16 protein-coding genes, 2 tRNA genes and 1 pseudogene are annotated in these 16,720 nt (G+C 68.7%); 14 read left to right on the plus strand and 5 right to left on the minus strand.

Annotated elements, in window-relative coordinates; genetic code table 11:
- The 4 genes and pseudogenes from QZ755_RS06050 to QZ755_RS06065 all read left to right on the plus strand — a co-directional run.
- Positions 1 to 227: pseudogene (locus QZ755_RS06050) on the plus strand (hypothetical protein); the annotation flags it as partial.
- Positions 228 to 294: 67 nt separating this feature from the next.
- Entirely contained in the window at positions 295 to 1,959 is a 1,665-nt protein-coding gene (gene recN, locus QZ755_RS06055; RefSeq protein ID WP_294320750.1) for a DNA repair protein RecN, read from the plus strand.
- On the plus strand, positions 1,956 to 2,270 hold the full coding sequence (locus QZ755_RS06060) for a hypothetical protein (protein WP_294320752.1): 315 nt from the start codon (positions 1,956 to 1,958) through the stop codon (positions 2,268 to 2,270). The genes recN and QZ755_RS06060 overlap by 4 nt, the downstream gene beginning before the upstream one ends.
- Positions 2,271 to 2,424: 154 nt before the next feature.
- On the plus strand, positions 2,425 to 2,925 hold the full coding sequence (locus QZ755_RS06065; protein WP_294320753.1) for a homogentisate 1,2-dioxygenase: 501 nt from the start codon (positions 2,425 to 2,427) through the stop codon (positions 2,923 to 2,925).
- A 6-nt stretch (positions 2,926 to 2,931) separates the two neighbouring features.
- On the opposite strand, the gene QZ755_RS06070 is transcribed toward QZ755_RS06065, so the two are convergent.
- Positions 2,932 to 3,294, minus strand: coding sequence for a hypothetical protein (locus QZ755_RS06070; RefSeq protein ID WP_294320755.1), 363 nt, complete (start codon positions 3,292 to 3,294; stop codon positions 2,932 to 2,934).
- Between the two features lie 302 nt (positions 3,295 to 3,596).
- A complete protein-coding gene (locus QZ755_RS06075; RefSeq protein WP_294320757.1) occupies positions 3,597 to 4,241 on the minus strand; it encodes a DNA-3-methyladenine glycosylase 2 family protein in 645 nt (214 codons plus the stop codon).
- Between the two features lie 60 nt (positions 4,242 to 4,301).
- Between QZ755_RS06075 and QZ755_RS06080 the strand changes: the two genes are divergently transcribed.
- The gene (locus QZ755_RS06080; RefSeq protein ID WP_055818463.1) at positions 4,302 to 4,619 is read left to right on the plus strand and encodes a 2Fe-2S iron-sulfur cluster-binding protein; all 318 of its coding nucleotides are present in this window, start codon (positions 4,302 to 4,304) and stop codon (positions 4,617 to 4,619) included.
- 279 nt (positions 4,620 to 4,898) lie between these two features.
- Here QZ755_RS06080 and rlmB read toward each other — a convergent pair whose 3' ends face one another.
- On the minus strand, positions 4,899 to 5,648 hold the full coding sequence (rlmB, locus tag QZ755_RS06085; protein WP_294320764.1) for a 23S rRNA (guanosine(2251)-2'-O)-methyltransferase RlmB: 750 nt from the start codon (positions 5,646 to 5,648) through the stop codon (positions 4,899 to 4,901).
- A gap of 180 nt (positions 5,649 to 5,828) precedes the next feature.
- On the opposite strand from rlmB, the gene QZ755_RS06090 reads away from it, so the two are divergent.
- Positions 5,829 to 5,915 (plus strand) — tRNA-Tyr (locus QZ755_RS06090).
- A gap of 44 nt (positions 5,916 to 5,959) precedes the next feature.
- Positions 5,960 to 6,280: a YnfA family protein gene (locus QZ755_RS06095; RefSeq protein ID WP_294320867.1), complete on the plus strand. Its 321-nt coding sequence runs from the start codon at positions 5,960 to 5,962 to the stop codon at positions 6,278 to 6,280.
- 8 nt (positions 6,281 to 6,288) lie between these two features.
- Here the strand turns inward: QZ755_RS06095 and QZ755_RS06100 are convergent.
- A tRNA-Gly gene (locus tag QZ755_RS06100) sits at positions 6,289 to 6,362 on the minus strand.
- A 131-nt stretch (positions 6,363 to 6,493) separates the two neighbouring features.
- Here QZ755_RS06100 and QZ755_RS06105 point away from each other — a divergent pair.
- The 5 genes from QZ755_RS06105 to QZ755_RS06125 all read left to right on the plus strand — a co-directional run bounded on the left by QZ755_RS06105 (position 6,494) and on the right by QZ755_RS06125 (position 12,272).
- On the plus strand, positions 6,494 to 7,834 hold the full coding sequence (locus QZ755_RS06105; protein WP_294320766.1) for a cation:proton antiporter: 1,341 nt from the start codon (positions 6,494 to 6,496) through the stop codon (positions 7,832 to 7,834).
- Between the two features lie 42 nt (positions 7,835 to 7,876).
- Entirely contained in the window at positions 7,877 to 9,223 is a 1,347-nt protein-coding gene (gene hisS / locus QZ755_RS06110; RefSeq protein WP_294320768.1) for a histidine--tRNA ligase, read from the plus strand.
- Positions 9,220 to 10,290, plus strand: a complete 1,071-nt coding sequence (prfA, locus tag QZ755_RS06115; RefSeq protein ID WP_294320770.1) for a peptide chain release factor 1 — start codon at positions 9,220 to 9,222, stop codon at positions 10,288 to 10,290. The genes hisS and prfA overlap by 4 nt, the downstream gene beginning before the upstream one ends.
- 58 nt (positions 10,291 to 10,348) lie before the next feature.
- Positions 10,349 to 11,167 carry a peptide chain release factor N(5)-glutamine methyltransferase gene (prmC, locus tag QZ755_RS06120; RefSeq protein ID WP_294320773.1) on the plus strand — a complete coding sequence of 273 codons (819 nt, stop codon included), beginning with the start codon at positions 10,349 to 10,351 and terminating at the stop codon, positions 11,165 to 11,167.
- Positions 11,168 to 11,408: 241 nt separating this feature from the next.
- Positions 11,409 to 12,272, plus strand: a complete 864-nt coding sequence (locus QZ755_RS06125; protein WP_294320775.1) for a DUF4167 domain-containing protein — start codon at positions 11,409 to 11,411, stop codon at positions 12,270 to 12,272.
- A 64-nt stretch (positions 12,273 to 12,336) separates the two neighbouring features.
- On the opposite strand, the gene QZ755_RS06130 is transcribed toward QZ755_RS06125, so the two are convergent.
- Complete coding sequence (locus QZ755_RS06130; protein ID WP_294320777.1) at positions 12,337 to 14,058, minus strand: acyl-CoA dehydrogenase; 1,722 nt, start codon at positions 14,056 to 14,058, stop codon at positions 12,337 to 12,339.
- Between the two features lie 46 nt (positions 14,059 to 14,104).
- Here QZ755_RS06130 and QZ755_RS06135 point away from each other — a divergent pair, with 46 nt between their 5' ends.
- Both QZ755_RS06135 and QZ755_RS06140 read left to right on the plus strand, forming a co-directional pair.
- A complete protein-coding gene (locus QZ755_RS06135; protein ID WP_294320779.1) occupies positions 14,105 to 15,061 on the plus strand; it encodes an L-threonylcarbamoyladenylate synthase in 957 nt (318 codons plus the stop codon).
- Between the two features lie 103 nt (positions 15,062 to 15,164).
- Entirely contained in the window at positions 15,165 to 16,619 is a 1,455-nt protein-coding gene (locus tag QZ755_RS06140) for a globin-coupled sensor protein (RefSeq protein WP_294320781.1), read from the plus strand.
- The last annotated feature ends 101 nt before the right edge of the window (positions 16,620 to 16,720 follow it).

Here is a 16,720-nt window from a genome sequence, read left to right on the forward strand (position 1 = left end):
ATCCGGTCGAACTCGCCGCGCTGGTCCCGCCGGGCCAGCCGATCGTGCCGCCCGCCGTGCACCCTGCGCCGCCGCCGCCCAAGCCGACGGTGGAGGTGCTGCCGCCCGAGAACGGCCCGGCCGCGCCGATCTCCGCCCCCTCCGGCGCCACCCCCGCCTCTCCGCCCTCCACGGTCGGGACGGGTGCCGGCGCCGTGCCGCTGCCCAGCGGCGAAACGCCGCGCTGAGCCTTCGGCGGACGGGACGGAACATAAGCGGTTCAAATCCGTCCCCGATCGGCCTACATCGGGCGCGATGCTGACCCGGCTTTCCATCCGCGACGTGGTGCTGATCGAGGCGCTGGACCTCGATTTCGCTGCTGGCCTGGGCGTGTTGACCGGGGAAACCGGCGCGGGAAAATCGATCCTGCTCGACGCGCTGGGCCTCGCGCTCGGCGCACGCGGCGATACCGCGCTGGTCCGCCACGGCGCGAAGCAGGCGGCGGTCACCGCGATCTTCGCCGCGCCCGTGCCCGATGGCCCGGTCGCCCGACTGTTCGACGATAACGGCCTCGACCTCGAACCGGGCGAGCCGCTCATCATCCGCCGCATCGTAAAGGCCGATGGCGGCAGCCGCGGCTTCGTCAACGATCAGCCCGCGTCGGCCGGCCTCTTGCGCGACCTCGCGCCGCATCTGGTCGAAATCCACGGCCAACATGACGATCGCGGCCTGCTCAACCCGCGCGGTCACCGCGCGCTGCTCGACGGGTTCGGCCGGATCGACACTGCCCCTTTGTCGCGCGCCTATCGCGACTGGCGCGGGGCGGAGGCGACGCTGAGCGCGGCCCTGGCCGAGATCGAGGTGGCGCAGCGCGACCGCGAATGGCTGGAACATGCCGTCGCCGAACTGACCGCACTCCGTCCCGAATCGGGCGAGGAAGAAACGCTGGCCGAACGCCGCCGCTCGATGCAGCGCGCCGAAAAGGTCGCCGACGACCTGACCCAGGTCGAGGAGCGTCTCGACGGCGCCAACGGCGCGCTGTCGGCATTGCGACAGGCGGCCCGTGCACTCGAACGTATCGCCGACGCGCATCCCGCGCTTACCGAATCGCTGGCGGCGGTCGATCGCGCGCTGGTCGAGGCAGAGGCGGCGGAGACTGCGCTCCGCGACGCGACCGACGCGCTCGCCTTCGATGCCGGCGCGCTGGAGGATGACGAACAGCGGCTGTTCGCGCTCCGGGCGATGGCGCGCAAGCACCGCGTGCAACCCGACGACCTCGCCACCCTGGCAGAGGATCTGACCGCGCGACTGGCGCTGCTCGAATCGGGCGAGGCGGGCCTGGGCAAGCTGGAGGCGACCGTCGCGAAGGCGCGCGCCGCCTATGCGACGGAAGCCGATCGCGTCCACGCCGGCCGTACCGAAGCGGCCGCGCGACTCGACGCGGCGGTGGCGGGCGAACTGGCGCCCCTCAAACTCGACGCCGCCCGCTTCCGCACCGTCGTCGCCGAACTGGACGATGGCCAATGGTCCTCATCGGGTCGCGACCGGGTGGAGTTCGAGATTTCGACCAACCCCGGCGCGCCATTCGCGCCGCTCGCCAAGATCGCGTCCGGCGGTGAACTCTCGCGCTTCATCCTCGCGCTGAAGGTCGCGCTGGCCGAAGAGGGCGGGGCGGCGACGATGATCTTTGACGAAATCGATCGCGGCGTCGGCGGCGCGGTGGCGTCCGCAATCGGCGACCGGCTCCACCGCCTGTCGCGCGCCACGCAGCTGCTGGTCGTCACCCACAGCCCGCAGGTCGCGGCACGCGGCGACCGCCACCTGCTGATCGCCAAGCGCCACGACGGCATCGTCACCCGCACCGGCGTCCGGCCCCTGTCGAGTGACGAACGCCGCGAGGAAATCGCGCGGATGCTCTCCGGCGCGGAGATCACCGATGAGGCGCGGGCGCAGGCGCGCCGCCTGATCGAACCGGCGTGACCGAACCGCCGCACACGCCCGATGGCCGCTATATCGTGGTCGACGGCGTGCTGTGGCGCGCGACCCGGCCCGACCTGCCCGAAGCGGAGCGCGATGGGCTGGTCCATGCCCTCATGGACGCGCGGCGCGCGGTAGGGGCGGGCAAGCGCGCCGCCGATGACGCGGCGGTGGCAAAGGCGGGCAAGGCGGTCGATGCGGCCAAGGTCGCGTTGGGCGAACGCGGCCCCGTCTGGTGGACCGACGGCGCGCCCGACTATAACCGGCACAAGGTGGCGAACACGCCCTACGCCGACTGGTGTGCGGGGCGGTAGCGTTGTCGCTGGCCGAACCATATGTCATCCCAGCGCAGGCTGGGATCTCCCGATGATGGCGCGCAGCAGTCGGCCCGGATAACGGATGCTTCAAATAGCCGCGCCCACGCTGTAGCGTGCGCCGGTACCGACCTTCGAGCTGACGGGAACCTCCATGCTGCTGGCGACCCTTATCGCGCTGTCCCTGCCACAGGTGGTTGCCACCCATCGGGACGAAGCCTGCCCGCCAACGCCGATCGCTCTGCCGCGCGGCATGGAGGGGTGGAGTCGGCCAACCGCCGTCGCCGCGGCGGCGACCGCGGCGAAGCCTGTGCTGCTAACCGCGCGATCCGCCGTGCGCGCGACGCTGCTGCCCATCACCGGCGTGACCTATGCCGTACCGCCGGCCAAGCCCGGTGCGGCGACCAGCCATGGTGGCCTGTTCGCGTTCGATGTGGCCCGCGCCGGGCGCTACCGCGTCGCGCTCGGATCGCCGGCATGGATCGACGTACTCCGCGGCACGATGCCCGTCGCATCGGTGACGCACGGCCACGGCCCGTCCTGCTCGACGATTCGCAAGATGGTCGATTTCGACCTCAAACCCGGTCGCCACCTCCTCCAGATCGCGGGCAGCGAACCGGCGGCGGTGACGCTCATGGTGCTACCGGTCGACTGACCGGCCTTACCCCCGTGTCGCGTTCCAATTGAACAGGAACCGGCGATGCTCGGCCCAGGTTTGCCCCTCGACCACCTTGCCCCGCAGGCAGGCGCTGCTGTGATACGGCCCCACGCCGTCACGGGTGCGGAAACTGACGCAGGTCCGCCCGCGATCGGTCTTCCACTGGCCCCCCTCGATGCTGCTGTCATAGAAGCTGCCGGTGACCGATCCGTCCACCGCCAGATGCAGTTCCATCGTCTTTACATAGGGTTTGGCCGGATCGGTGCTGAGGTCGACCTGCCAACGCCCCTCCAGCGGGTTGGCGGGTGCGGCGGCGATGAGCGGCGCGGCCGTCAACAGGGCGGCAAGCAGGAGCGTTCGGCGCATGATCCCCTCCGATATCCGGGGGCAGCGTAGCCGCAATCCCCGCATGGGGAAATCGCTTTCCTACATCGGATCGCCCTGTCAGCGTCGCTGCACTCTTTGACCCATCGATCGCTATTGCGCAGCAGTCGCAAATAACGCGCGAAAGCGTGGTGAGTGTGAACTTTGTGAACTTTGGCTGGAAAAGTGTTTGTTTTCAACGCAGCGTCACCGGCAAAGCCGGTGCCGTCGGTCGGCGCTTTTCGCGCCGCCGGCCGGACGCGCCTTGAGCCTTGGTCCAGCCATGCTGGACCTTGGCCGGCGCGTCAGATCGCGCTGTTCTTCGCCGCCTTCGTCTCTGGATCGAACATATAATGGTGCCACGCGAATACCGTCGCGGCGCTGCGGTGCGGGCGCCATTGTTCGGCAAGGTCCCGGATCTGCTTCTCGCTCGGCCGCTCGGGCAGGCCCAGGATCTTGCCGATCTCGACCTGCACCGCCAGGTCGCCCGCCGGCCACACGTCTGTCCGCCCCTCGGCGAACAGCAGGTAGATTTCGGCCGACCACCGCCCGATCCCCTTGACCCGCACCAGCTGCGCGATGGCCTCCTCATCCTCCTCCGGCAGATGGGCAAGGTCGAGCCGCCCGCTCAGCACCTCGTCGGCAAGGCTGCGGGCATAGCCGCTCTTCTGCCGCGACAGCCCGGCGGCACGCAGTTCCTCGTCGCTTTTGGTCGCGATCATGGCGGGGTCGGTGGCATCGCCCAGCAGCGCCTCCAGCTTCTTCCACACCGCGTCCGCCGCCTTGTAGCTCACCTGCTGCCCGACGATGGTGCGCAGCAGTGTGACATAGCCCCGCTCGCGGATGCGCGGTTCGGGATAGCCCGCATAGGCCAGCGCCGCCGCGAATGCCGGTTCGCGCGCGGCCAGCGCATCCAGCGACGTGCGCAGCTGTTCGGCGGAAAGCCCCATGTCCGGTCCTTGAAATGCGTCGGTCGCCCCGGCATGGGGCGACGAACAGGAGAAGATACGATGCCAACGCTTACCGTCGTCGACCGTGCCGGGGAAGAACGAACCGTGGACGCGGAGGTCGGGCTGTCCGTCATGGAAGTGCTGAAGATCAACGGCTTCGACGACATCCTCGCGCTGTGCGGCGGCTGTTGTTCGTGCGCGACCTGCCACGTCCATGTCGACGCGGCCTATCTCGACCGCCTGCCGCCGGTCAGCCCGGACGAGGACGACCTGCTCGACGCGGTGGACGACCGCGACGCGACCTCGCGCCTGTCGTGCCAGCTGCCGGTCAGCGAGGCGCTGGATGGGATGCGGGTGGTCATCGCGAAGGAAGACTGACGCGGCAGCGTAGCTGGCGCGCAGCCCTTCCACGCGCGGCCGGCGGGGCAATGCCCCGACCGACGGCATGGGCTTTGCCCATGGCGCTCTTGGGGGGGTACGCTCCCGTCTACCCACCCCGTTCGGTTCGAGCAGCTTCGAGCCTATCGAGAAGCGCCCGTCGAAAACCGAGAATCCCGCCCACCACAACCCGCCATGGGCAAAGCCCATGTCGTCGGTCGGGCTAAAGCCCGCCGGCCGGCACGGGGATGATGCGAACCAGCTGGCGCTGCTTCGTCTTCATCCCTCGTGCGTGGCCACCGCATACAGCGCGATCGCCGCCGCATTCGACACGTTCAAGCTCTCGATCCGGTCCGAAATCGGCAGCTTGGCCAGGATGTCGCAATGCGCCGCGGTATTTTGGCGCATCCCCTCACCCTCGGCACCCACGACCAGCGCGACCCGCTTAGGCCCCAGCGCCTGTGCCAGTGTCGTCTCGGTATGGCCGGTCAGCCCGACGCGCCAGTACCCGGCATCGCCCAGTTCGACGAGCGCGCGCGAAAGGTTCACCACCCGCACCCACGGCACGCTCTCCAGCGCGCCCGATGCCGACCGTGCGACCGTGCCCGATTCGGGCGGCGCGTGGCGGTCCTGCGTGACCACGCCCAGACAGTCGAACGCCGCCGCCGATCGCAGGATCGCACCGACATTGTGCGGGTCGGTCACCTGGTCGAGCAACAGGATCGGGCGATCATCGTCGCGCCCCTGTTCGATCAGGTCGGCCAGCCAGATATCCTCCAGCGGATCGGCCTCGACCACGATTCCCTGGTGCGGCGCATCGGCGGGGACCAGCCGGGCGAGGTCGGCGGCTTCGGCGAACACCACCGGCACGCCGTCCGGCAGGACCAGCTGCGACCCCATTTCGCGGGTACACCAGATCTTGCGGATCACCCGTTCCGGGTTGTCGAGCGCGGCGAAGGCGGCATGCCGGCCCCAGAAGCGGGGGCGTTGCGGCGATGCCTTGCTGGGGCGGTGTCCTTTGCGGGCCATGTCGGTCTTTCGAATCTTTCGGGGTGCGGCCGTGGTCGGCAAACGCGATGCCCGGCTCATAGCCGCGACGGGCGGCCGCGCGCAAATCGGCAACAAAGTTGCAGGCAGGCGTTGACAGCGCGGCGCGGGGACGGCAATGGGCGCCCTCGCTCAAGCGGCCTCGCCGCCTGAGTGGCGGCTGGACAGGTGGCCGAGTGGTTAAAGGCAGCAGACTGTAAATCTGCCCGGGTTTCCCGTACGCTGGTTCGAATCCAGCCCTGTCCACCACCGCCCGCGCGGGTAGCGCGGCGGTGCCCCAGCGGGAGGCAGTCATCCCGACCCCCATTCTCTTCATCCTTGCCGCTGTGTGCGAGATCGCGGGCTGCTTCGCCTTCTGGGCTTGGTGGCGGCTCGACCGGTCACCGCTGTGGCTGGTTCCCGGCATCGCCGCGCTGGTCGCCTTCGCATGGCTGCTCGCGCAGAGCGACACCGCCGGGGCCGGACGTGCCTATGCGGCCTATGGCGGCGTCTATGTGCTGGGCGCGGTGCTGTGGGGCTGGGCGGTCGAGGGGATGGCGCCCGACCGGTTCGACCTGATCGGCGCGGCACTCTGCATCGCCGGCTGCGGGGTGATCCTGTTCGGGCCGCGATGATGTAGGGTTGGAGCGGGTAACGGGAATCGAACCCGTGTATTCAGCTTGGAAGGCTGCTGCACTACCATTGTGCTATACCCGCCCACGCGCTTGCACGTCAGGGCGATGCACCTGCCACAGCGGACCGGGACAGGTCAACCGCCTCGTGCAACGCCTTGCTTTTACAGCATCCAGCCCTATTGCTCCGACCACAGGATGCCGGGGGAGGGCACGATGCTGAACGAAATGGGCGCCGCGATCGGCGACGTGCTGAACCCGCACGGGCCGGCGGTACAGGCGGCAAAGAGCTTTGCCCCGTCCGACTATTCGATCCATTTCTTCCTGCAGCTGGCGGTGATCCTGCTCGCGTGCCGCGTGGTCGGCTGGGCGGGCAAGCGCTTCCTGAACCAGCCGCAGGTGGTGGGGGAGATGATCGCGGGCGTCGTCCTCGGCCCCTCGCTGCTCGGCCTGTTCTTCCCCGATCTGCAGGCGGCGATCTTTCCCAAGGAAACGCGCGGCGTCCTCTATGCGGGCGCGCAGCTGGGCGTCGGCCTCTACATGTTCCTTGTCGGCCTGACGCTCCGGCTCGACCATTTCCAGACGAAGGCGCGCAGCGCCGCGATGGTATCGGCGGCGGGCATCGCCATGCCGTTCCTGCTGGCGGTGCTGGTGACCCCGCTGCTGCTCACGGTGCCCGGCCTGTTTGCGGAGGGGATTTCGACCGGCAGCGCGACGCTGTTCATGGGCGCCTGCATCGCGCTCACCGCCTTTCCGATGCTGGCGCGGATCATCCACGAACGCGGCCTTGCCGATACCGCGCTCGGTACGCTGTCGCTGACCGCCGGGGCGTTCGACGACGCGGTGTCGTGGTGCGTGCTGGCGATCGTGCTGGCGACGTTCGGTGCGGGTGCAGGCGTCGCCATCCTCGCGATCGGCGGGGCGCTGCTCTATGCCGCGTTCCTGATCCTGTTCGGCAAGCGCCTGCTCGCCCCGCTGGGCCGCGCGGTCGAGGCGAAGGGTGAAATGAGCATGACCGTGCTGTCCGTGACGCTGATGCTGTTCTGCATGTCGGCGTTCTTCATGGATGCGATCGGCATCCATGCGATCTTCGGCGGCTTCATCCTGGGCGTGTTCATGCCGCGCGGGCTGTTCGTCGAGGAACTGAAGCGCAAGGTCGAGCCGCTGGCGGTCGTGCTGCTGCTGCCGATGTTCTTCACCTATTCGGGGCTGAACACGCGGATGGACACGGTCAGCTCGCTGCCGCTCCTGCTGATCGCGCTGGGCGTGCTGGCGGTGTCGGTCCTCGCCAAGTTCGGCGCCTGCTGGGCCGCGGCACGGTTGGCGGGCGAGGACAACCGCACCGCGCTCGGCATCGGCGCGCTGATGAACTCGCGCGGGCTGATGGAACTCATCATCATCAATATCGGCCTGCAAAAGGGGATTATCGGCCCGACCTTGTTCGCGATGCTGGTGCTGATGGCCATCGTCACGACCGTCATGGCGACCCCGTTGTTCGAGGCGGTCTATGGCAGGCAGGCACGGGCCAGTGGCGAACTGGGACATGTGCCTGCGTAAACACTGGCGTTCGTACCCCGGACGCCATAAATCGCGCGCACAATGGCAAAGATCACGACTCCGCGCCCGGTGCGCGGCACCCAGGACATTTTCGGCGATTTCGAACGGCGCTTCACCCATGTCGCCGAGACGTTCGAGCGCGTGCGCCGGCTATATTGCTTCAACCGGGTCGAAGTACCGGTGTTCGAATCGACCGCCGTCTTCGCCCGTTCGCTGGGCGAGACGACCGATGTCGTGTCGAAGGAAATGTATTCGTTCGAGGATCGCGGCGGCGATTCGCTGACGCTGCGCCCCGAATTCACCGCCGGCATCGCCCGCGCGTTCCTGACCGAAGGGTGGCAGCAGCACGCCCCGCTGAAGCTCGCGACGCACGGCGCCGTCTTCCGCTACGAACGCCCGCAAAAGGGCCGCTATCGCCAGTTCCACCAGATCGACGCCGAAGTGATCGGTGCGGCGGAGCCGATGGCCGATGTCGAACTGCTGGCAATGGCCGACCAGCTGCTGAAGGAACTGGGCATCGCCGACGGCGTGACGCTGCAGCTCAATACGCTGGGCGATGCCGAGACGCGCGACGCCTGGCGCACCGCGCTGGTCGAGCATTTCGAGGCCCATCGTAGTGAGTTGTCGGAGGACAGCCTCAAGCGCCTGACCAAGAACCCGATGCGCATCCTCGATTCGAAGGACCCGCGCGACCGGCCGATCGCCGATTCGGCACCGGGGATCGACTCGTTCCTGACGGCGGAAGCGGCGGACTTTTTCGCGGCAGTGACGTCGGGACTGGACGCGGCGGGGGTCCAATGGACCCGCAACGACCGGCTGGTGCGCGGCCTCGACTATTACCGCCACACCGCGTTCGAATTCGTCACCGACCGGCTGGGCGCGCAGGGCACGGTGCTGGCCGGCGGGCGCTATGACGGGTTGATCGAAAGCCTTGGTGGCCCGGCGACGCCGGGCGTCGGCTGGGCGGCGGGGATCGAGCGGCTGGCGATGCTGCTGGAGGAGCCGGATGCGCCGCGCGCCGCCGTCTGCGTCATTCCGCGCGAAGGTGGCGCGGACGCTGCCGCAATGACGCTGCTCCAAGACCTGCGTGCCGCCGGGGCGGTTGCCGACATGGCCTATCGCGGCAATATGAAACGGCGCATGGCCAAGGCCGATACGCAGGGTGCATCGATGGTGGCACTGGTCGGGGCGGATGGCGGTGTCACTGCCAAGCTGCTGGCGACCGGCCGACAGATCGACGTGACCGCCGAGGACCGCGAGGCATTTCTGCACGCTGCCACCCTGTATTCGTCGGGTGTGACCGATGGCGACGTCGAGGGCGATTCGGTGCTGGAGGAAATGATCGGCGAATGGCGCCAGGGCCTTTGGCAGGCATCGGATAGCGAATGACCATCGCCCCCGAACGCATCGCCCAGATCGAGGCGCGGCGCGACGAACTGGCGGCGCAGATGGCGACCGGCGACCTGCCCGGCGACCGCTTCGTCGCGGTGTCGAAGGAATATGCCGAGCTGGAACCGGTCGCAGCGGCAGCGGGCGAGGTGCGTCGGCTGCGCGCCGAGAGCGAGAGCCTGTCGTTCATGACACAGGACGCCGATGACGACTTGCGTCAGATGGCGGTGGAGGAACTCCACGCCAACCGCCAGCAGCTCGAAGCGGCCGAACGCGCGCTGTCGCTCGCCCTGCTGCCGCGCGACGCGGCGGACGAACGTGCGGCGATGCTCGAAATCCGCGCCGGCACCGGCGGCGACGAAGCGGCGTTGTTCGCGGGCGACCTGTTCCGCATGTATCAGCGCTATGCCGACACCCGCGGCTGGCGGGTCGAACTGATCTCGGCATCGGTATCGGACGCCGGCGGCTACAAGGAAGTCGTCGCCAGCGTGACCGGCGCGGGCGTGTTCGCGCGGTTGAAGTTCGAAAGCGGGGTCCACCGCGTGCAGCGCGTCCCCGCGACCGAGAGCGGCGGCCGCATCCACACCAGCGCTGCGACCGTCGCGGTCCTGCCCGAAGCCGAGGATGTCGATGTCCAGATCGACGACAAGGACCTGCGCATCGACGTATACCGCTCGTCCGGGCCGGGCGGTCAGTCGGTCAACACGACCGATTCGGCGGTCCGCATCACCCACTTGCCGACCGGCTTGGTCGTGATCCAGCAGGACGAAAAGTCGCAGCACAAGAACAAGGCGAAGGCGCTCAAGGTCCTGCGCACCCGCCTGTACGAGGCCGAACGCCAGCGGCTGGCCGACGAACGCGCCGGCACCCGCCGCTCGATGGTCGGGTCGGGCGACCGGTCGGAACGCATCCGCACCTATAATTTCCCGCAGGGGCGGGTGACTGACCACCGCATCAACCTGACGCTCCATCGCCTGCCCGAAATCCTCGAGGGCGAGATGGAGGAACTGATCGGCGCGCTGATCGCGCAGGACGAGGCGGAGCGGCTGGCGACGCTGGATGGGTGATGTCGGGGCGTTGAAAGAAGAAGGTGGATTTCGTGTCTCCGCGCCTTCGCGTGAACCCATGACCACGCTGCGCCAGGCACTGACGCAGGCGACCGCCCGCATCGCCACGCTGTCCGACTCCCCCCGCCTAGACGCCGAACTCCTCGCCGCCCACTCGTTGGGCTGTACCCGCGAAGCCATGCTGCTCGCCCGGCTCGACTATCCGGTCCCCGCCGCATTCGAGGCTTTGGTAGAACGCCGGCTGACCCATGAACCGGTCGCGTACATCACCGGCAGCCGCGCCTTCTGGACGATCGACCTGCTGGTCGGCCCCGGCGTGCTGGTCCCGCGTGCCGACAGCGAGACACTGATCGAGGCGGCGGTCGATCATTTCGCCGGTCGCACGCCCGCGCGCATTCTCGACCTTGGCACCGGGCCGGGCACGTTGCTGCTCGCCGCGCTGGCGGAATGGCCGCAGGCGACCGGGCTGGGCGTCGACGCATCGGCGCAGGCGCTGGACTATGCCCGGCGCAACGGGGACGCGTTGGGGATGGTCGACCGGGTGACCTGGTTGGAGGGTGACTGGACCGCCGGGATCGACGGCCCGTTCGACCTGATCCTCGCCAACCCGCCCTATATCGGTACCGGCGAAGCGTTGCCGCACGAAGTCGCCGGCCACGAACCGGGCGGCGCGCTGTTCGCGGGGGTGGACGGCCTGGACGATTATCGCCGCATCGTCCCCGAACTGCCCCGGCTGCTGGCGCCGGGCGGCATCGCTACGATCGAGATCGGCCACGAACAGGGCGACGCCGTGCTGGCGTTGGTCGCGGACGTCGGTTTGCCCGCGCGGCTGGTCCGTGACTTGGGCAGCCGCCCGCGCTGCGTCGTCGCGGGTTGATCGCGTCTTGCGGCGACCCCATCTTTCCGCTTGGAGTTGCACGACGCACCCGCTAAGACCGGCAGCGGGGCAGGCACCATCGACGGAGGCGTCGATCGCGGGGCGTGGCTCCTTCCATCGTCATCAACCACTGTCGTCCGGTGGTCATGGCAGGCGGACGGTGCCCGTGCATCGTTTCGCGCAGTGGCTCGCATCCGGGATCGCGAGATCGACGGACAGGTAAGGACAGGACAACCAACCCTTGATGAACAATCGTCAGGCCGGCCGCCGTCGCGGTCGCGGTGGCCAGCGTCAGCCGGGAAGCGGCGGCGGCAATCCGCGTGATAACGGCAATCGCATCGACAATCGTGCCCGCGGCAACGCGGCGCAGCTGCTTGAGAAATACAAGAACCTGGCGTCCGACGCGCAACGCGCCGGCGACCGGGTGAACACCGAATATTACCTTCAGTTCGCCGACCATTACTTCCGCGTGCTGGAAGCCGGTCGTTCGCGGGTCGAGGAACAGCGCCGCAGCCGCGACGAGTTCGACGGTAATGACGAGGATGATTTCGACGGCGACGGCGACAATGGCGCCGAAACCGGCGGCCAGGATCGCGGCAACCGCGACGATCGCGGCCAGCAGCGGGACCAGCGCGAGGATCGCGGCAACCGCGACGATCGCCAGCCCCGCGCCCAGCGCGAATATCGCGAAGACCGTGCCCCGCGCGAGGAGCGTCAGCCGCGCGAGGAACGCCAGGCACGCGACGATCGCTTCCAGCGCGAAGACCGGCCCCAGCGCGAACGCCTGCGTCGCGACGGCGGACGCACCACCGCCCCGGCCAATGACGGCGCGGAACTGCGCGGCGTGGAGGGCGAAGTCGGCACCCAGCAGAACGAGCCTGCCGAACCGACGCCGGACGTCGCGGTCGAGGCGAAGCCCGTCCGTCGCCGCACGACCCGCACCCGCGTGGAGGCGGCACCCGCCGATCCGGCGGAGGTCGCGCCGTCGATCGAGGCCGATCGCCTGCCGCCGTCGCTGTCGGCGAACGATGATGGTGCGGAGCGTCCGCGCCGCCGCCGCCGTGTCCGCGCCGACGAGGAAGAGGCCGTGCCGCCGGCCGCCTGATCGGGCAACGATGGCAAGCCGATCGGGGCCGGTATCGCACCACGCGATGCCGGCCCTTCGACCATTATCCCGCCGCGAACTGTTCGGCGGTTAACGCGTACAGCCCGCCGGCGCCGGCCATTGCCGCCATGCCCAGCCCACGCGCTTCGGGCACGATCCGGTCGAGATGGAAGGCGACCGCCGCCCGCTTCCGCGCAACGAAGTCGGGATCTGCCACGCTGTCCAGCGCACGGCCCTGCCGTTCCAGCAGCCATCCGCTGACGCAGGTCGCCAGCATTGTCAGGAACGGATAGCTGCCGGCCAGCCGGTCATCGACCGGAGCCTCCAGCATCCAGCGGGCGACGGCACGGGTATCGTTCAGCAGGTCGCGCAGAGCGGCATGGCCGACCTCCGCCTCCATGTCGGCGAACAGCGCCTCCACGCCCGCGCCGCTGTCGCCCGACAGCTTGCGCCCGACCAGATCGGCGGCCTGGATGCCGTTGGTCCCTTCGTAGATCGGGGTGATGCGCGCATCGCGATAATGCTGCGCCGCGCCCGTTTCCTCGACATAACCCATGCCGCCATGGACCTGCACGCCAAGGCTCGCGACCTCGCAACCGATGTCGGTGCCGTGCGCCTTGGCCAGCGGCGTGACCAGATCGAGTCGCGTCTTGGCCCCTGCCACGCCCAGCGTCGCAAGGTCGACCTGTCCCGCAGCGTAATAGACCAGGGCGCGTGCGGCCATGGTCTGCGCGGTCATGCGCAGCAGCATCCGGCGGACATCGGGGTGTTCGATGATCGCCACCGGCGCGCCGCCGGTCGACGCACGCGCCGACTGGATGCGATCGCGGGCATAGGCGACGGCGCGCTGCGTCGCAGCCTCCGCCACCTGCACCCCCTGCAGCCCCACATTCAGGCGGGCATTGTTCATCATCGTGAACATCGCGCGCATCCCCGCGCCCTCCGCCCCGATCAACTCGCCGATACAGTCGCCATTATCGCCGAACGACAGGACGCAGGTGGGGGAAGCGTGCAGCCCCATCTTGTGTTCGATCGACACGACGCGGACGTCGTTGGACTCGCCCGGTTCGCCATGGGCATCCACCCGGTATTTCGGGACGAGGAACAGCGAAATCCCCTTGGTCCCCGCCGGCGCGCCGGGCGTGCGGGCCAGGACAAGGTGGACGATATTGTCGGCCATGTCGTGATCGCCGAACGAAATATAAATCTTGGTGCCCGTGATCCGCCAGGTGCCGTCGCCGACCGGTTCGGCCCGCGTCGTCAGCGCGCCGACGTCCGATCCGGCCTGCGGCTCGGTCAGGTTCATCGTGCCGGTCCATTCGCCGGTCGCGAGCTTCGGCAGATAGCGTGCCTGTTGTTCGGGACTGCCATGATGGGTCAGCGCCTCGATCGCACCGACCGTCAGCGTCGGCGCAAGCGCAAAGCCCAGATCGGCGGTGCCCAGCGTCTCCAGCACGGCGGTCGCCACGGCAAAGGGCAGCGCCTGTCCGCCGAATTCGGCCGGCGACCCGATCGTGCCCCAGCCGCCCGCGACATAGGCCTGATAGGCGGCGCGATAGCCATCGGGCATCACCACGCCGTCGGGGGTCCAGCGCGCGCCGATCGTGTCGCCGGTGCGCGCCAGCGGCCGCCATTCGCCAGCGGCGAAATCGCCGATCCCGGTCAGGATCGCGTCGAGCAGGTCGGGGGTCGCATCGGCAAAACGGGGGGCGTCGGCGATCGTTTCGATCCCTGCGGCATGGGTCAGCACGAAACGCTGTTCGGCGGTGGCGGGGGTCAGGTCCATTTGCCCTCTCTCGATCCTTGGTTTTTGGCGGTATAGGCACCGAACCATGACTGCTTCAAACGCTTCGATCACCACCGTTTCCTTACCCTACGGCACGGCGGGGATCGCGGCGGCGGCGCGGGTGATCGCGGATGGCGGCTGCGTCGCGATGCCGACCGAGACGGTCTATGGCCTTGCCGCCGACGCGACCGATTCGCGCGCGGTGGCGGGCATCTATGCGGCGAAGGGGCGGCCGGGGTTCAACCCGTTGATCGTCCATGTCCCCGACCGCGCCGCCGCCGAGGCGCTGGCGATCTTCGATGAAGCTGCCGACCGGCTGGCCGAGGCGTTCTGGCCGGGGCCGCTGACGCTGGTGCTGCCGATGCGCAAGGGGGCGGGGATCGCGTCGCTGGTGACGGCGGGGCTTCCCACCATCGCGATCCGGGTGCCGGCGCATGATGCGATGCAGGCGCTGCTCGCCGCGACCGGCCGGCCGCTGGCAGCACCTTCGGCCAATGCCAGCGGATCGATCAGTCCGACCCGTGCCGAACATGTGCTGCGGAGCCTGGACGGACGTATTCCGATGGTGATCGACGCCGGACCGACGCCAAGCGGGATCGAATCGACGATTATCGCCTGTGCCGACGGACGGGTGCGGCAATTGCGACCGGGGCCGATTTCGCGCGAAGCGGTAGCCGATCTGTTGGGTGTCGCGATCGGTGGCGCCGGGGCGGGGATCGAGGCGCCGGGGCAACTTGCCAGCCATTACGCCCCGTCCAAACCGGTGCGGCTGAACGCGACCGTGCGACAGGCGGGCGAATGGCTGATCGGGTTCGGCACGGTGCAGGGCGACGATACGCTGTCGGCACGGGGCGACGCGGTGGAGGCCGCGGCGCGGCTGTTCGATGCGTTGCACATCGCCGATAGCGCCGGGACTGCGCGGATCGCGGTGGCACCGGTGCCGGACAAGGGCTTGGGCGCGGCGATCAACGACCGGCTGCGCCGCGCGGCGGTGCCCGCCTGATCGCTCGCCAAGCTACGGGCGGGCGGTCATTTTTTCAGCTTTCAGGCTACGCGACGTTAACCCATGCTCCAGTATGGTACGTTTTGTACCAAGGGAGGGTCGGGTGAGCGGATCGGACGAGATTGATTTCGACAAGCGCCTGGCGGCGTTCGACTATGACGAACACAGCTATGGCGCGTTTCCGATGGTTCGGCGCGCGATCGAACGCCATGCGCCCGCCGCACTGAACGCGCTGTATCGCCACATCGCCAACACGGCGTCGATCCGCGGCATGTTCGCGTCCCAGGCGCGGATGGACCATGCCCGCGACAAGCAGCTGGACCATTGGCGCAAGCTGTTTTCCGGGCCGATCGACCGCGACTATGCCGCCGCTGCGACCAATATCGGCAACGTCCATGCCCGCATCGGGCTGGCGCCGACCTGGTACATCAGCGGCTATGCCCGGATGCTGGAACATGTCCTGCCCCGGCTGGTGCTGGGGCGGCTGGGCCTGCCGTTCGGCGCGCGGGCGCGGGCACGGGCGGCGACCGCGCTGGTCAAGGCGTCGCTGATCGACATGGACATCGCGCTGGCCGCCTATTTCACCGCCGAACAGGCGGGACGCCGTGCGGTGATCGAGCGTTGTGGAGCCGCCTTCGAACGGATGGCGCAGGGCGACCTGACCGTCTCGCTCGACGGGCTTCCCACCGAATATCAGGCGCTGGCCGACAGTTTCGAAGCGATGCGGGTGCAGATGTGCGAGACGCTGGGCATGGTCACCCGCTCGGGTGAGCAGATCCGCATCGGATCGGGCAATATCCGCCATGCATCGGACGATCTGTCGCAGCGGACCGAGCAGCAGGCGGCGAGCCTGGAGGAAACCGCCGCCGCGATGGACCAGATCACCAGCACGGTCCGCCAGACCGCCGACGGTGCGTCGCGTGCCGACCGGATTGTCGGCGAAGCGCGCAGCGAAGCCGAGGAATCGGGCCGGATCGTGCGGCAGGCGGTCGACGCGATGGGCGGTATCCAGCGGTCGTCGGCCGAGATCAGCGAAATCATCAGCGTGATCGACGGCATCGCGTTTCAGACCAACCTGCTGGCGTTGAACGCCGGCGTTGAGGCGGCAAGGGCGGGTGATGCCGGCAAGGGCTTCGCCGTCGTCGCGTCCGAAGTGCGCGCGCTGGCACAGCGATCGGCCGACGCGGCCAAGGATGTGAAGGTCAAGATCACCGCTTCGTCGGATCAGGTCGATGCCGGGGTCGATCTGGTCAATGCGACGGGACAGGCGCTGCAACGGATCATCGGCCGCATCGGTGAGATCAGCGAACTGGTGTCGGGCATCGCCACGTCGGCGGCGCAGCAGTCGATCGGGCTGCAACAGGTCAATACTGCCGTGTCCGAGATGGACAATGTGACCCAGCGCAACGCTGCGATGGTCGAGGAAGCGACCGCCGCCGCCCGTATTCTGGCGCAGGAAGCCGAGGTGCTGGCTACCGAGGTCGCCCGCTTCCGGCTGGAGGGCGCAGGAGCGGTGAACGAGGTGCATCGGCTGCAACAGCGCCTCGCGGTGGCGTGATCCGCTTCCGTCGCCCCGGCGCAGGCCGGAGCCTCGCGCGGCTGGGAGGGCACTTTGTAGCCGGGAGATCCCAGCCTTCGCCGGGATGACCTATGTGGCTG

The sequence above is a fragment of the uncultured Sphingomonas sp. genome (assembly GCF_913776855.1).
In the GTDB taxonomy this organism is placed as follows: Bacteria; Pseudomonadota; Alphaproteobacteria; order Sphingomonadales; family Sphingomonadaceae; genus Sphingomonas.

What these genes read in the sequence shown, in the direction of transcription:
- QZ755_RS06135 (WP_294320779.1), top strand. Translation starts at nt 14,105, where the DNA reads ATGACTGCTTCAAACGCTTCGATCACCACCGTTTCCTTACCCTACGGC.
- rlmB (WP_294320764.1), bottom strand. Translation starts at nt 5,648, where the DNA reads ATGGCCCGCAAAGGACACCGCCCCAGCAAGGCATCGCCGCAACGCCCC.
- QZ755_RS06075 (WP_294320757.1), bottom strand. Translation starts at nt 4,241, where the DNA reads ATGGGGCTTTCCGCCGAACAGCTGCGCACGTCGCTGGATGCGCTGGCC.
- hisS (WP_294320768.1), top strand. Translation starts at nt 7,877, where the DNA reads ATGGCAAAGATCACGACTCCGCGCCCGGTGCGCGGCACCCAGGACATT.
- recN (WP_294320750.1), top strand. Translation starts at nt 295, where the DNA reads ATGCTGACCCGGCTTTCCATCCGCGACGTGGTGCTGATCGAGGCGCTG.
- prfA (WP_294320770.1), top strand. Translation starts at nt 9,220, where the DNA reads ATGACCATCGCCCCCGAACGCATCGCCCAGATCGAGGCGCGGCGCGAC.
- QZ755_RS06065 (WP_294320753.1), top strand. Translation starts at nt 2,425, where the DNA reads ATGCTGCTGGCGACCCTTATCGCGCTGTCCCTGCCACAGGTGGTTGCC.
- QZ755_RS06080 (WP_055818463.1), top strand. Translation starts at nt 4,302, where the DNA reads ATGCCAACGCTTACCGTCGTCGACCGTGCCGGGGAAGAACGAACCGTG.
- QZ755_RS06105 (WP_294320766.1), top strand. Translation starts at nt 6,494, where the DNA reads ATGCTGAACGAAATGGGCGCCGCGATCGGCGACGTGCTGAACCCGCAC.
- prmC (WP_294320773.1), top strand. Translation starts at nt 10,349, where the DNA reads ATGACCACGCTGCGCCAGGCACTGACGCAGGCGACCGCCCGCATCGCC.
- QZ755_RS06130 (WP_294320777.1), bottom strand. Translation starts at nt 14,058, where the DNA reads ATGGACCTGACCCCCGCCACCGCCGAACAGCGTTTCGTGCTGACCCAT.
- QZ755_RS06070 (WP_294320755.1), bottom strand. Translation starts at nt 3,294, where the DNA reads ATGCGCCGAACGCTCCTGCTTGCCGCCCTGTTGACGGCCGCGCCGCTC.